The following is a 14,885-nucleotide window of genomic DNA, read 5'->3' as shown; positions in this document are numbered from 1 at the left end:
GAGAAAAGGTCCCTTAACAAACGTAAAATATGGAGCATTTTCGGTACTTTTGACAACCTCGACAATCCGACACACTGTGTCTTCAGTGCATGACCTTCAAGGGAAAGCTCCATAAAATCAACCATGCCCCATACTTAGTACACTGTGGAGTTGAATGCAGCACTTCCGCCATTTCTGCGTGGTGATGGTGCCCTTGGAGCAACTGCTGGACCAAAATGTCATGCGCTGCATGAGCCACTCGGCGGCTGCAAGGAAGTGATGGGGATGACTTCCGTTGCGCCAAGCCAGTATACTTCTAGCTATTTCACCTCTCTTTCCAACAGGCATTCAGCCGTGCAGCATCTGCCGCTAGAAGTCATCCCCCAGATCACAGTCGTCCAGGCCGTTCTGGAGCACCTCCTGGGCAAGATTGCTCGGTCGGTATTATTCATTTCAAAATCCTATCGCTCGGATCGTCAGGTACCGTAAACACTAGGAAGGCGCTTCCGCCGAGTGCTGTCGACTTGTTCATGCAACAAGGCTGGCCTCTCCGCATGATGCAATAAGCCCTAAACGATGTACGTCTTGCGGACTCACACCAGGCCGACAGCCCCCGCGCAGACAAACTTTTACAAACAATTACTTGATAGCGAAATCCACTTAACATTAAATAATCTCCGTTGGAGATTTAGTAGGTCTCCATCGCACCACAAAAAACCAAAAGATGATGAGAAATCAATAAAACCTCCTCCCCAGCAGAACATAAATACAATACCAGCAACTCAGGAACTGCCAATGATAGTAACACTAACCAAAATCACAAAACACAACTATGAAGCAGTTTGCGAACTCGAAGTCACAGAGGAGCAAGAGGATTATGTGGCCAGTAATACCTGGTCACTCGTCGAGGCCGCATACAATCGCGAATATTCAGCTCGGGCTATTTGCGCAAATGGAGAACCCGTCGGTTTTTTTATGTGGGTTCAAGAATCAGCAAGTAAAATTTCCATCTGGAGATTCATGGTTGATAAAAATCATCAACAGAAATCCATTGGTAGAAAATCCTTAAATCTTGCACTGGAAGAAATAAAGAAAACCGCAAATCTAAAAGAAATTGAAATTTGCTACAGCCCCAAAAACCCAGTGGCAAAAAGATTCTATTCTAGCTTTGGGTTTGTTGAGATTGGTATGGATGCAGACGACGAAGACATGCTAGCCATAATTAATTTGTAGGAGGCGTCGGCAAAGTTGAGCTTATCAGCTATCTGGCCAATGGCTAGGTTGCTGCATGCAAGGAGCGCCTTGATCTCCAGAGTCACCTGCCGATCAATCAGATCCTTCGGGGTGCCATTGAAAAACACGTTGGTTAACTGTGACGGACAGAACGGCGTGATATTTAGAACATCCGCATAGAACTGTTCGTCTTTTTACATGACCATCCGCATTGTGTTACTGATAACGTCAGCCATCGCACCATCGACCTTCAAGCGCTCAGCCTCTTGCGCTGCATCGATGGCTGCTTGTTTAGCACGAGACTCAGCAAGCAGTTCGCTCAGACGGTGATGCACTTTCTCCGCTGTCCCAACCGCATCCACCCTCCAGTCGATCGACCAGATTCTGACAATCTCCCACCCTAGCCCTCTCAGCACGAGTTCTCGGAGCTTGTCGCGATCCCGTGCCGTTGCGCTGAGGTGATAGGTAGCACCATCACATTCCACACCAGCAAGGAATCGGCCTGGAGCATCAGGATGCACTACACCCAGGTCTACTCGGAAGACGATTAATCCGCGATAGCCCTGGTGCTTGTGGGCTCATTTTCTCGGGAGAAGAAACGCTCGTGCTCTTCAGAGATCTGAGACCGTTGGGCAGAATAATCCAGGGACGCTCACTGAAAGCCAGCGCCCAAAGTATGGGCTAGGATATGGGCTGAAACCGACCAGACACAAAAAAGCCCCGAAAAATCAGGGCTTTAGTGATAAATAGTGGCGGAAGCGTAGAGATTCGAACTCTAGGATAGTTGCCCATCGACGGTTTTCAAGTCCACGAATTTTCTTTTATAAAACAATTACTTATCTTAATAAAATTTCCGCACGCCTTCACCAAAGCTCTCGCTGGAGGCCGTATTTTCCGCTGGCGCATTTCGCCATTGCGGAACTGATTTCGGCGTGTTGCCCCGCTCACTGGAGGCTGGCCCCATGACGGGGATTGGTCTGCCTCAGCCAACGTAGGGATGGGAGCCCGCTCGACATACCCATCAATCTACCGTGAGTCAGTAAGCGCAGTTATCCTCACCGTAGCAAGTGGTTTACTCGGATCTCAGGCACCCCACAAACTGCCTTATTACTTCCCTAAAAATCTACGACGCTAGGAGCCAGCAATGGACGAGAAAGCCGCGATCACAGCAGACACAATGGAACTGCTGCTGTTGAATCAAACTGCCATCAGAGCAGCCTTGGAAGAGCTGTCGCTCTGGGTAAGTCAACGTGGTTCGACTCACACCCATGAAAACGTCATGGTGGCCCTGACGGCACTGGACACTCATGCTGAGGCGATCTCGATTGGGATAGAGCGCTTACGGTCCTAAATTAGCCGCTGGTGACCGACTAGTGTGTCTCGTCGAACGAGCCGAGCTAAAACTTGAAGCGGGACAGCGCCCAATGATGGATTGGACACACTAACTACCAACTTCTTTAAAACAAAGGGTTACAGCACACGCTCCATTTCCCTGTACCACTTATGTAGCATCAAAACCTCCCCAAACCTTACGTTAATGGCCTTGCTGCCGTTCGAACAGTGCGCGGCGATTGAAACCGAAGAGTCCAAATTGCTGATTTCCGGCACTGCGGCTAACGTCCGCTGCTTTAGTGGGTGCGGATATAGCGGATAGATGTTGCCTCATATTCAGAAACACTAGCGCTGTGAATTATCCAGAGGCCGGACGCCATCATCGAAAACGACGTTTCGTTTTCGAAACGTCGTTCCTTCGATACAGTGCGGTTTTCTAATCCGGTCCATGCGGAAATGCCGGAAATCCTCACGTGCAGGATCCCAGGCCACCAGATACCAGAGTGGCGGCAGAATCAACATCGCTTGCGGCTCAACCACACGTGTGCTGCTTTCACCTTTCGCATCGCGGTAATTGAACCGCAGATGCAGGCGCTGAAGAAACGCTGCCTCGAACTCCGGAAGCAAGGAAGGGTCCATTGTTCCGATATTGGATCTGTCCACCTGCGGGGCAAGTTCTCCAATATACAGGCAGTCCAGAAAATGCCGTAAATCCCGCATTTTGTCTGACGGCAGTGCCTTTTCAATCTTTGCAAGCCCGGTATCTGCAATGCTTGAAAATGGTAGATTTCCCGCCGCGCGCATAGATGCCACGCTGATCAAAAGCGCAAAAACCTCGATCACTGAAAGACGTGGCGCGGTCTGAACTGAACGAGGGTCAAGCTGCAGCCCGCCGCCGCGACCTGGTTCAGAGCGAATGACAAAACCCTGTTCTCGCAACGCATTAATGTCACGTAGCAGCGTACTGCGGGAAGCCCCTACCTGTCCTGCGAGCTCGGCAATGGTTGATGATCCGTTGCGACGGAGACTGCGTATGATGGCTTCTTGTCGAAGGCGAACATTCATTTTCTTTGGATCAATAATCAAAGGTGTCAGATTTTGACACCTTTACCTCGTAGTTTACGAGTGTCGACGCCAGGTGGATGCCTGGCTCGAACCCTCGGACCTACCGGCATTCAGTGCTGCACCGCTGCCTGATCGCCCATCCAAACCCAAAAGGAAGATAAATGTTTAATTCCAACGGCTTTCCCCAGCCCACTTTGATATCGGTAAACGGTGTTGAATTGGAGGTTTTTGAAGCCGGAAAAGAAAATTTTGGAAACCCGATCGTGCTTTGTCACGGCTGGCCGGCGCATGCCTTTTGCTGGCGGTATCAATTGCCAGCGCTTGTGACCGCTGGCTATCACGTCATCGTGCCGAACCAGCGTGGGTATGGCAATTCTTCACGGCCGACTGACGTTACCGCATATGACCTCGCGCATTTGACTGGCGACCTTGTCGCGCTGCTTGATCACTTCGGATACGACGATGCCGTCTTTGTCGGCCATGATTGGGGCGCCAATGTTGTCTGGGGTACGGCGCTACTGCATCCAAACCGGGTGAGCAAGCTCATCGCGCTCGCACTTCCCTATCAGGAACGGGGTGACATCCCGTGGGTGGAGTTGATCGAAAGCTTCATGGGACCTGATAACTACATGGTGCATTTCAACCGGCACCCCGGAGTGGCGGATGCGATCCTGGATCGAAACAGGCAACAGTTCCTTCGAAATCTGTATTGCAAGAACGAACAAACACAAGCACCCGCCCTAGGAATGGCAATGATCAACTTGGCTGAGGCTGAAGCTGAGGCTGATACCGGAGAGCCGCTCATGACAGATGCCGAGCTGTCTGTCCTCGACGCCGCGTTCGAGGTCTCTGGCTTCACAAGCAGTATCAACTGGTATCGAAATCTGGACCGCAACTGGCATCTCTTGGCGGACGTAGACCCGATTGTTCCTCACCCCGCCCTAATGATCTACGGGGACCGCGATACGATACCAAAGCCCCCCAATCTGAGTGACTTTGTGCCAAACGTTGAGGTTGTCAGTCTGGACACAGGCCACTGGATTCAGGAAGAGAAGCCAAAAGATACAACTAAGATAATTCTGGATTGGTTAAAGCAGACGTCTGCAAGCTACCCCTCAAAAGAGCAACAACTCATTTGAGCCCTCTGTCATGACTGGAGGGCGCAACGAACGCTGAAGGAAAAACGATGGAAGAGCCGACCTTTTTCGTCACTCCGTCGCCTCGAAGTGAATCGCCTCTGATTTCATAGACGGGTCCGAATGTCAGGCTTTTGCCAATTAGCCAGTCCTGAATGACGGAAACGGGTCGGAAGCTGCCTGACACGACCGGTGGCTTTTGGCCGAAAGCAGCCTGTTGCGACCGTCCGCTTTGGGTCGGAAGCGGACCGTCCCACAAGCAGCCCTCTGCCTCATCTCCTCGCACCAGAGTCGAGAATGTGCAGTGGCCAAGCTCCATGTGATGGATTGGGCAGGTCTAGCTTAAATGCCCCAAATCCATTGGATTTACAGCCACCGCGCCAGGGTCTGTACCATTTTTTCCCAAAGGATAGACCCGGTTCGCCCACGGAAGCCGAGCCGGGCCATGCGCTGATCCCGCCTATACAAGGGATAGGGAATTGAACCCGCCCAAGGGACTCAATAGACCTCCGTAGGCCAGCATAAACAGCTATTCTTGCATTAGCGGATGGCCTGCATAGGCCTAACACGCCCTAGTATTTGCCCTAAATTTGCCTTAAGAATTCTCGCACCTGGAGGAGCCGCATGGATGCCTGATTCATGCAATGTGAGTTAGCCGGACGCTTACCATCAAACAGTAAAAAAGCCCAGCACTAGGCTGGGCTTGGTCAGAATATGCGCCAAGCGCTGCAGTTAATTGCCCTGGCCGCCACCGCCCGCCTGTATCAGAGAGTCCGCGCGCACCAGCTTGAACTGGGCAGTCAGCGACATGTCACTTGCGAACCCGATCCTCTCGACCTCGCAATCCTCATATTCATGAGGGCTTGGCTCTCGCCAAAATAACCCTGGCTCACAGTGCTCGTGAGGGTCAAGGCTCGTAGAGATTAGTGGAAAGCACACCCTCAAAGGGGCATTATTCACATTGTGAACTGTCGCTTCTCCCATGATCATAAGCGAGCCAAAGCTCTTTGGCTCATCGGTCATAACACCGGAAGGTAAACGGCGCCTACCGCTGAGAAGCCGATATTGATTTTCTGTGGTTAGACGGCAAGCAGCGGGATCTCCGTCAGGAAGACGAAATTCGGTATTTGATACAAGGCACAATATCGCGAGCGAGACACGATCCGACTGAGCGTCCCAATCAGCCTCATTCAATCTCACGTCCTGAGCATGCATGACAGCCTTAAGCTGGCTATGGAACTCACCCATGTCAAAAGCCGGTCGCGAATGAATAAATTGCAAGACGAACCCGAGTGCCTTCAAAAACTCAACCCCACACTTGGGCTTCTTGTAAACGCAAGTTCCTGCCTTTTTATCAAGAGCAAAACTGCTCTCAATTTTTCCTATTAGGCTAGCACGACTTACTCGACATTCTCCGCGAAGACGGTCCTCATCTACCAACCGAGTCTGAGAGATTAGCAAGCGATAAACATAGATAGGGAACGGCTCACCGATTATTAGTTGGTTTTCCTTATAAGAGTAATCAAGGAGGTATCGCATCGAATCAGTGAAAGACGTGATGGTGGCCTGTGCGAGCCCGCGGTCGCGCGCATCCGGGTGGGCAACAAAATTTGATATTTCAAGGAAAACTTGATTGGCGTCCGCATAAGGCCGCAGCCTCATCAATAAAATCTCGACATCATTCGCATCAAAGGTACCGGACTCGATACGATTGACGATTTGGTTTAGCTTAACTAGATCCTTCAGGGGAAGCGGCATTTAAATCCCTCTACGCTGATCGACACAAACACGGAAGCGTGATGGTTAACGGACTCTACTGGCAAGCTCAAGCAGCATCTATCGAGCCAGCCAATATATGACTACGAGCAAACGGGGCGTACGTCAATTTCGTCAGCCTGATGAATCGGGCATGCTGCAGCTTCGGGATCGAGTTAGCAAGGAACGACCAGGAGCGCGAGCACGCTCGTCAGAACACCTGGTCGCTCATCACAATCTACCTAAAACAACTGACCCAAATCTACCGGCACCCAGTTCATGATCACCAATTCGCCAGTCACGTCCGCCTTGCACTGGCGCTGGTTCGTAGTGGTGTAGCGGATATCCAAGCACTCAAAATGGAAGCCGTCGAAAGCTCTCCGAATGTCTGGGTGGTCGTTAATGCTGACCATCACCCTGCCCTTGCACCGCCGCATAAAGTCAGCCATACGCTCGTACTCCTCGAAGGGAAAGTCGACGCCGTAGCCGGCGGTCTGCCAATACGGTGGGTCCATGTAGAAAAACGTGTGCGCTCGATCATAGCGCTCGGCACAGTCGAGCCAGGAAAGGTTCTCGACGTAGGTACCAGCGAGACGCTGCCACGCAGCAGACAGGTTCTCCTCGATGCGCAGCAGGTTGATAGCCGGCCCAGTGGTGGCGGTGCCGAACGTTTGCCCGGTGACCTTGCCGCCGAACGCATGCTGCTGCAGGTAGAAGAATCGGGCCGCACGCTGGATGTCGGTTAGGATCTCGGGGCGCGTCATCTTTTGCCACTCGAAGATCTGGCGGGAGCTGAGCGCCCATTTAAACTGGCGCACGAACTCCTCCAAGTGGTTCTGTACAACGCGGTAAAGGGTGACCAGGTCACCGTTGAGATCGTTCAGCACCTCCACTGGGGCGGGCTGGGGACGCATGAAGAACAGCGCGGCGCCGCCTGCGAAGACTTCGACATAGCATTCATGAGGGGGAAAGAGGGGGATCAAGCGGTCGGCCAGGCGGCGTTTGCCGCCCATCCAGGGAATGATTGGAGAGGTCATAGGTATGCAAGTCTTTACTGTATGGATAAACAGGTGTTAGGCTCGCCGCGCTTTGTGCACAAGGCAGAGGCTACGGCTGGACTTGCAGGAAAGGTCTGCGGGTTCGGCGGGCCGGGCTGGATGTTGACGCATCCACCCGGCTCGCCTCTTTTACTTGGTGACTTCGCGCATGTAGGCCTGGCAGGCCTGCAGCGCAATCAGCCCCCGGTCGCCTTCGTCGGTGATGGCGACAATTCGTTGAGCATGCGCTCGGTCAAGTTCGGCGCGTACGGCGCCATGTACCACGCCTCCGGTGCCGGCGGCTTCTCGCAGCCCACCGTCACAACCCTGGCCGGCAAAGGTTCCGGCGTCGACAAGGACTGACAGCCGCAGATCAGCGGTAGCAAGCCTGTCACGCAGGCGAGCTTGAGTTTGGTGAGCATCGTTCATCTCCTTCCAATGCGCCTGGCTCTGCTCCTGCAGGTGATTTTCCAGGGTGCGTCGTTGCGCCTGCTGTTCCGCCAACTTCTGGAGGGCAGCAACAGAGGCTTCTTCACGTTCACGGCCACAGGCTCGATCCTTGTCCGCCAGTTGCTGGCCAAAATCCGCAGCCTGTTCGGCGAGCTGCTTCCCGTAGTCGCTCGCCTGCCACACCCAGGCACCGCGACCACCAACCCACAGCCCTACCGCCATGGCGAGCAACGCGATGCGCACGTTGAGTGACATCACTGCAGCACCTCAAGAGCTCGCTTGTAGAGCGCCTGGCGATCCTTCAAACCATTCAGGCCACCATTGATGCGGCGAGTGATCAACTCGAACACCGAGTCATCGGCCTGACTATTCGCCTCCTCGGCGACGTCTTCAATCGGTACGAGCGTGATGTCATCCCTGGAAAGATGCCGCGCACACAAAAAGATAATTTGCTTTCGCTGAAGCAGCTTCGTGCGGCATTCAGCGACGCCCCAATCGAAGCCATTTCTCCGCAGATCATCGCCCAATATCGGGACAAGCGCTCAGGTAAAGTCCGTGCCAACCGAGAAATATCTCTCCTATCGCACATCTTCAATATGGCGCGGGAATGGGGTATTACCGACCGGGTGAACCCTGCTGCTGGCTTACGTAAGAATAAAGAACGTCCCCGTGATTTCTACGCTGGGCCAGGTATCTGGAGTTCCGTTTATGATCGTGCTGCCAGCGAGTTACGCGACGCTATGGATCTTGCTTACCTGACCGGTCAGCGACCGGCAGATGTTCTCTCGATGAGAGCAGTAGATTGTGATACCGAATACCTTCAGGTCGCACAGGGCAAGACATCAAAAAAGCTACGAATCGAGCTCCGCACCGAGGGCCAGGTAAATCAACTTGGACTATTAGTTGAGCGGCTCTCGTCTCAGCGAAAAGAACGCGGAGTTCGAAATCCATATCTGATCACCACTCAAGATGGTAGAGCAGTCACCGCCTCCATGCTTCGGCTCCGTTTCGACGTTGCTAGAAAAGCCGCGATTGAAGATGCCCTTAGGGACCAAGACAATGTTCTAGCCGAACAAATTCGCCAGTTTCAGTTTAGGGACATTCGCCCCAAAGCGGCAAGCGAAATAGTAGATCTCGCTCACGCCAGCCGATTGCTGGGCCACTCAGACAAACGGATCACGGAGACCGTTTATCGCAGGGTGGGCGAAATAGTCCAACCGACACGTTGAGCGTCATTGTAAGAACGGCCCCAACGGGCCGTTCATATTTTACATTTAAACCAATACAGGACCACCGACAACATCAAACCAAGCTTCAGCAAACGGAGAGTTTTTTCGCTCCTTGTCTATGGCATCAGAGTCAGCATCGAAATAAACCGTACAAAATCCGAAGGACTGAGACGCTTCAAGATCCTTAACGACCTTCTCCAGGTCAAACGCCCATTTATCTGTACGGCCCATTGCCCATACACCCCAGTCGCCGTACTCAGCCTCAAGGTTGAGCTCTGCCCAAACACCCTTTGGAATATTTTTGGAGTCGAGAAGCTCTGCAACGTCCGAACCTTTGACCAATATTCGGCGACCCACAATGGTGTTTACGTTTTCGAAGAAACCCGTCCAAATCCCTCTATCTAACGCCCCCATGGCCGACCGCAAAAAATTGGCTCTGCTTACTTTAGTGCGCTTTACACCGTCCGACATCGCATAACTATCGACCCACCTCATGAACTCAGCCGATCTATACGCCCCTTGATTTAATTCAATATTGGTCGCATCTATCGTAATACTAGGCAGCTTGGCAGACCTGAGAATACTAGAGTCAGCAGCTATAACCCCATCCTTAGTTAAAACAAGAGGAGATATGTTCGCCACTGCACTATTCATGACCTCTAAACCGGGGATATTTAAGCTCGCAGCAAGCATCACCTGGTCATACGATATTGTTTTCTCGGAGCTTTTCAACCGTGAGACAATGCTTTCCACAAAATATCTTGAAATATCTGCCGCAAGAAGCCCCTCAAAACCGGTTTTCACGGACGTTATGTCCTGACGTTGTAGATTGATAGGAAAACGACCATCCGGATCAAACACCACCAAATCGACTGGACTTGAGCTGATCGCACCCAACCCTGCCGAAATCACAGGAGTCAATTTATAACCTATATTACCAACAAATATACCATTACATACCACTAGGCCTCGACGACTATCCCAAGCCTGCTGATCGGCAAACTTCCACATTACGTCATCGTATTCAGCACTTGAAGTGCGACGCCATTGACTCTTTTCAAGATCAGCTCCGCACGCAGGAACTAGACGCTTCTGATCAAGGATAGTCACGCCTTCTTTAGATACCACACGGCGAACCTCAGGCGACTCTAGACAATACCAATCCCATCCATCTTCATAAATTTTTCTTGAAAGTAGAGCATCAGTAACTTTGTCTTCTAGCTTTATCTCTATACGAGTACCAGCATGGAAACTACAAGATTTAACCTCAATCGTATCCGACCCTTGATTACATACAAAGAAAAGCCCTTCACTTTCCTTTTTATAAACCGATCGGGTAGTCACCCTAAGTTCTGACCCCAATAAAAATGCGGCCAACAAACCAATTCCAAACCTTCCGGTTCGATGCACGGATGACCGACCATCTGACTCATGGTTCTCTCTCCATACATCACTCCGCCGGAAGGAAGCACCGATATTCAGCAGATACTGATCAACAACATCGGCGGTCATTCCCACCCCAAAGTCCTCTACGATCAATGTCGCAGACTCACCTTCAGGACAGTTCAAAGTCACGACAACATCATCTTTCTTTGTCGGTAAATCTTGGATAACGCCTTTAGAAACGAGGTCCGCCCTCTCCCGACAAGCGTCCACAGCATTCTGAACTAACTCGCGAACTCCCACCTGCGGCCTTGCACCGTATAGCGGCGCCACCAGCAAGTCGAGCAGCTCTGAACTGGCGGTACGAAACTTGAACTCTCTCGGCAGGTACGCTGGGCGGCGGTTCTTGGAAAAGGCAGCCGGATCATCGATATTCGATTTGACCCTACGAATCGTTATGCCTAGAGCGCCAAGCGGCCCCACTCGGCCATATACTTCGCCCAGTACAGCCCAGCAGGAGTCCAACTCTGCCTGAATGTCCCGAAGCAAACGCTGCATACCCAGGAAGGTAGCCACTGTCTCAGGTTCACAGTCGACAAAAATTGCTTCGGGATCATCGTGAGCTTGATTGATCTCACGCACGGACAGGTGTTTGCTCCACTCTCCACGGGAAATCGGGCTAACCAGTGACTTCAGCCGCAGCAGCTGTCCTGGCGCGCGGGACGAATGAATCTGAAGGTAGTCGGCAATGCGCAGGACCATCATGACGAAAGGAACGCGGCAATTGTTGTGGATTCGTCGTTGGGTTGACTCTAGGCGATCCACCGCAGAACGCATGGAGTAATTGTGACTTCTCGCCACAAACCCTGAAAGATCCATTAATCGCCGGTGTTCTGCATCCGCAATCTCCAGCGGAGCGCCTACCCCCGGAATACCGGAAAGTGCGATTTCGTGCGCGAGCCGAGCGTGGTGCCGCCGAAGGAACTCGCCGATCAACAGGCGATGCTTGTAGGTCAGTTCCAGCTTGTTTAGTGGAACGTCACCCACCGGCTCAACACTACCGAACAGATTTCTCAGCTTGCGCTGGTCAAACCGCCGGGCCTCGGCAACAAACTCGCCCCACAGCACTGGCCATTCCGTCTCTTCCTGGATATACCGCGAAAGCCCTGGCTGGTATTCGCCGGCAACCAGAGAGAAGAACCCGTCTTCTGAAAGATGCAGTGCACAGTCGTGCAATAGCACCGAGAGGACCATCACGGCACCGTCTTCCGCAGTGAGGCTGGGCCATGAATCATCGGAGATCAGGCCCTCTGCAGTCAGCAAAACCTCCGAAAGATGCTTCAGGCTGTGATCTGTGTACTCGCTAAAGAATACGGTTCTGTTATCGAGGGTCCACGGACCGACAATAGCTAAGGCTTTCAGTACTACAGCGTTGAGCGCATGGTCACGCGCTATCAGTTCGTGGAATCGCGGGGGCAACTGCATATTAGAGTCCTGTCCGACATATGCTGAACGTAGTATTTACATGCGGGGGGCAATGATAAAGAGGGCGCTGCAAGCCTTGTGCTTGGCATTTTTCCTTTCAAAGCCAAGCCTACCTTGCAGCCCCACCGAAAGACAATCGACCGCTACGCCGCTGCCCTACCTAGCGCAAAGACACTCGCGCCGGCCGCTCATAGGGCGGGGGAAATCCATGATTGCGGAAATGATCGAAAATTTGCGGAAAAGATGGGTGACAAACGGGGAGGATTTTCTGTAGATCAGAAACGAAAAAGCCCTGAATAATCAGGGCTTTGAATATGGCGGAAGCGTAGAGATTCGAACTCTAGGATAGTTGCCCATCGACGGTTTTCAAGACCGTTGCCTTAAACCACTCGGCCACGCTTCCAGCTGGTTTTGCGGCCGCCATAATACCGTAATGAAACACGCTGTCAAACTCTCTGTGTCGCGGGTTGCAGGAGCTCTGATAGACTCCTAGCATCTGAACGTTCGAAACCACAGGTTTACCAAGGAGTGTCGCCATGCGCGAACAGGATTACGCCGTACACCACGGCCAGCAGGTCGAGCAGCAGGAGATCAGCAAGGTCCTGCGCAACACGTACAGCCTGCTGGCACTCACCCTCGCCTTCAGCGGTGTCATGGCCTTCATTGCCCAGCAGATGCGCGTCGGGTACCCGAACATCTTCGTGGTGCTGATCGGCTTCTACGGGCTGTTCTTCCTCACGAACAAGCTGCGTGATTCGGCTTGGGGCCTGGTGTCCACCTTCGCCCTCACCGGCTTCATGGGCTTCATCCTCGGCCCTATCCTCAATCGCTACCTGGGCATGGCCGGTGGCGCTGAAGTGGTCAGCTCGGCATTCGCCATGACCGCACTGGTGTTCGGTGGTCTGTCGGCTTACGTGCTGATTACCCGAAAGGACATGAGCTTCCTCAGCGGCTTCATCACCGCCGGCTTCTTCGTCCTGCTGGGTGCGGTGGTTGCCAGCTTCTTCTTCCAGATCAGCGGCCTGCAACTGGCGATCAGCGCTGGCTTCGTGCTGTTCTCGTCGGTCTGCATCCTGTTCCAGACCAGCGCGATCATCCACGGCGGCGAGCGTAACTACATCATGGCGACCATCAGCTTGTATGTATCGATCTACAACCTGTTCGTCAGCCTGCTGCAGCTGTTCGGCATCATGGGTCGCGACGACTGATACCGTGTTGGATGAAAAAGCCCGCTTCGGCGGGCTTTTTTGTGCGCTCAAGATTGACTTAAAGGTCAGGTAATTAAGCGAATGGTCGCCGAACGTGCCGCCATCCTGCATTTCTCTACCGCAATCACTCATCAGCCCGTAGAATGCGCTCCTTTTTTCTTCCGGGGCGGCTTTCTGCAATGAGCTCACACGAACACAGCCCAGGCGTATCGGCGCCTGCCAATGAACTGGTGCTTGGTCTTGAGGACAAGCCACGGCTGCTGATCGGCCTGTTGGCAGCGCTGCAACATCTGCTGGCGATCATCGTGCCGATCGTCACGCCGGGCCTGCTGATTTGCCAGGCATTGGGCGTTTCGGCGCGGGACACCAACCTGATCGTGTCCATGTCGCTGGTGATCTCCGGTATTGCCACCTTCGTGCAGTGCAAGCGCTTCGGGCCGTTTGGTGCGGGATTGCTGATTGTCCAAGGCACCAGTTTCAACTTCGTCGGGCCGCTGATTGCCGGCGGCGCACTGATGGTCAAGCAAGGCACACCGGTGGAAGGCGTGATGGCCGCCATCTTTGGCGTGGTGATCGCAGGTTCGTTCGTGGAGATGGGTGTTTCGCGCATCCTGCCCTTCGTCAAACGCCTGATTACACCATTGGTGACCGGCATCGTCGTGCTGATGATCGGCCTGACCCTGATCAAGGTCGGCCTGATCAGCATGGGCGGAGGCTTTGGCGCGATGGCCAACGGCACATTCGCCAATGGCGAGAACCTGCTGCTGTCGGGCGTGGTGCTGGCGATCATCGTCATCCTCAACCGCATCCCGGTGGTGTGGATGCGCAGTTGCGCCATTGTCATCGCCCTGGCGGTGGGCTATGCGCTGGCCGGCTACCTGGGCCGCCTGGACTTCACCGGCATGCACGAGGCTGCACTGTTCCAGGTGCCAACGCCCCTGCACTTTGGCCTGAGCTTCTCGTGGGCGCTGTTCATTCCGATGCTGGTAATCTACCTGGTGACTTCGCTGGAAGCCATCGGTGACGTCACCGCCACCAGCAAGGTCTCGCGCCAGCCGGTCGAAGGCCCGGTGTGGATGCAACGGATCAAGGGCGGGGTGCTGGTCAACGGCGCCAACTCGTTGCTGGCTGGCCTTTTCAACACGTTCCCCAGCTCGGTCTTCGCCCAGAATAACGGCGTTATTCAGCTGACCGGTATCGCCAGCCGCCATATCGGTATCTGGATCGCCGTGATGCTGGTGGTACTGGGCCTGTTCCCGTCGGTTGCCGGCGTGATCCAGGCGGTACCGGAGCCGGTACTGGGTGGCGCGGCCATGGTCATGTTCGGCGCGGTTGCGGCCTCGGGTATCAACATCCTGGCCAGCACCCAGCTGGACCGCCGCGCGCTGCTGATCATTGCCGTGTCGCTGGCCCTGGGCTTGGGCGTGGCACAGGTGCCGGAGTTCCTGGCCCACATGCCGGCGGCAATCCGCAATGTCCTGGAGTCGGGCGTCGCTACCGGTGGTATCTGCGCCCTGGTGCTGAACTGGTTCCTGCCAGAGAGCAAACAACACGCCTGAGCCCCGCAGGCCTGATCTGAAAAGCCCATCCCTT

At 53.6% G+C, this 14,885-nt stretch carries 11 protein-coding genes, 1 tRNA gene and 3 pseudogenes; 6 read left to right on the top strand and 9 right to left on the bottom strand.

The features are described from left to right. Positions 1-774: 774 nt before the first annotated feature. Positions 775-1,212, top strand: a complete 438-nt coding sequence (locus ACSSU5_RS19840) for a GNAT family N-acetyltransferase (protein ID WP_492559574.1) — start codon at positions 775-777, stop codon at positions 1,210-1,212. Here the strand turns inward: ACSSU5_RS19840 and ACSSU5_RS19835 are convergent. Both ACSSU5_RS19835 and ACSSU5_RS19830 read right to left on the bottom strand, forming a co-directional pair. Beyond that, positions 1,209-1,406 (bottom strand): annotated as a pseudogene (locus tag ACSSU5_RS19835) (helix-turn-helix domain-containing protein); the annotation flags it as partial. The gene ACSSU5_RS19840 and the pseudogene ACSSU5_RS19835 overlap by 4 nt on opposite strands. Continuing rightward, positions 1,407-1,766, bottom strand: a pseudogene (locus tag ACSSU5_RS19830) (hypothetical protein); the annotation flags it as partial. It lies immediately after the preceding pseudogene. 590 nt (positions 1,767-2,356) lie between these two features. On the opposite strand from ACSSU5_RS19830, the gene ACSSU5_RS19825 reads away from it, so the two are divergent. After that, positions 2,357-2,563 carry a hypothetical protein gene (locus tag ACSSU5_RS19825; RefSeq protein ID WP_492559573.1) on the top strand — a complete coding sequence of 69 codons (207 nt, stop codon included), beginning with the start codon at positions 2,357-2,359 and terminating at the stop codon, positions 2,561-2,563. 326 nt (positions 2,564-2,889) lie between these two features. Here ACSSU5_RS19825 and ACSSU5_RS19820 read toward each other — a convergent pair whose 3' ends face one another. Beyond that, positions 2,890-3,609 carry a helix-turn-helix transcriptional regulator gene (locus ACSSU5_RS19820; protein ID WP_492559572.1) on the bottom strand — a complete coding sequence of 240 codons (720 nt, stop codon included), beginning with the start codon at positions 3,607-3,609 and terminating at the stop codon, positions 2,890-2,892. A gap of 161 nt (positions 3,610-3,770) precedes the next feature. Between ACSSU5_RS19820 and ACSSU5_RS19815 the strand changes: the two genes are divergently transcribed. Further along, a complete protein-coding gene (locus tag ACSSU5_RS19815) occupies positions 3,771-4,748 on the top strand; it encodes an alpha/beta fold hydrolase (RefSeq protein ID WP_492559571.1) in 978 nt (325 codons plus the stop codon). Positions 4,749-5,477: 729 nt separating this feature from the next. Here the strand turns inward: ACSSU5_RS19815 and ACSSU5_RS19810 are convergent. The 4 genes and pseudogenes from ACSSU5_RS19810 to ACSSU5_RS19795 all read right to left on the bottom strand — a co-directional run. Next, positions 5,478-6,503: a hypothetical protein gene (locus ACSSU5_RS19810; RefSeq protein WP_492559570.1), complete on the bottom strand. Its 1,026-nt coding sequence runs from the start codon at positions 6,501-6,503 to the stop codon at positions 5,478-5,480. 239 nt (positions 6,504-6,742) lie between these two features. Then, complete coding sequence (locus ACSSU5_RS19805) at positions 6,743-7,537, bottom strand: DNA adenine methylase (RefSeq protein ID WP_492559569.1); 795 nt, start codon at positions 7,535-7,537, stop codon at positions 6,743-6,745. 150 nt (positions 7,538-7,687) lie between these two features. Next, positions 7,688-8,242 (bottom strand): lysis system spanin subunit, encoded by a 555-nt coding sequence (locus ACSSU5_RS19800; RefSeq protein ID WP_492559568.1) that lies wholly within the window; start codon positions 8,240-8,242, stop codon positions 7,688-7,690. After that, positions 8,242-8,334 (bottom strand): annotated as a pseudogene (locus tag ACSSU5_RS19795) (glycoside hydrolase family 19 protein); the annotation flags it as partial. The gene ACSSU5_RS19800 and the pseudogene ACSSU5_RS19795, both read right to left, overlap by 1 nt. Between ACSSU5_RS19795 and ACSSU5_RS19790 the strand changes: the two are divergent. Continuing rightward, positions 8,308-9,216 carry a tyrosine-type recombinase/integrase gene (locus tag ACSSU5_RS19790; protein WP_492561344.1) on the top strand — a complete coding sequence of 303 codons (909 nt, stop codon included), beginning with the start codon at positions 8,308-8,310 and terminating at the stop codon, positions 9,214-9,216. The pseudogene ACSSU5_RS19795 and the gene ACSSU5_RS19790 sit on opposite strands and share 27 nt — an antisense overlap. A 45-nt stretch (positions 9,217-9,261) precedes the next feature. On the opposite strand, the gene ACSSU5_RS19785 is transcribed toward ACSSU5_RS19790, so the two are convergent. Both ACSSU5_RS19785 and ACSSU5_RS19780 read right to left on the bottom strand, forming a co-directional pair. Continuing rightward, entirely contained in the window at positions 9,262-12,084 is a 2,823-nt protein-coding gene (locus ACSSU5_RS19785) for an HD domain-containing protein (protein WP_492559567.1), read from the bottom strand. A 315-nt stretch (positions 12,085-12,399) separates the two neighbouring features. Then, positions 12,400-12,487, bottom strand: a tRNA-Ser gene (locus tag ACSSU5_RS19780). Positions 12,488-12,620: 133 nt separating this feature from the next. Between ACSSU5_RS19780 and ACSSU5_RS19775 the strand changes: the two genes are divergently transcribed. Then, the gene (locus ACSSU5_RS19775) at positions 12,621-13,292 is read left to right on the top strand and encodes a Bax inhibitor-1/YccA family protein (protein WP_264309345.1); all 672 of its coding nucleotides are present in this window, start codon (positions 12,621-12,623) and stop codon (positions 13,290-13,292) included. 179 nt (positions 13,293-13,471) lie between these two features. Continuing rightward, positions 13,472-14,851, top strand: a complete 1,380-nt coding sequence (locus tag ACSSU5_RS19770) for a nucleobase:cation symporter-2 family protein (RefSeq protein WP_492559566.1) — start codon at positions 13,472-13,474, stop codon at positions 14,849-14,851. Positions 14,852-14,885: the final 34 nt, after the last annotated feature.

The sequence above is a fragment of the Pseudomonas sp. E1MeOHC2 genome, from assembly GCF_058745025.1.
The sequence above is the reverse complement of the archived record's forward strand: the minus strand, read 5'-3'. Positions and strand labels throughout refer to the sequence as shown.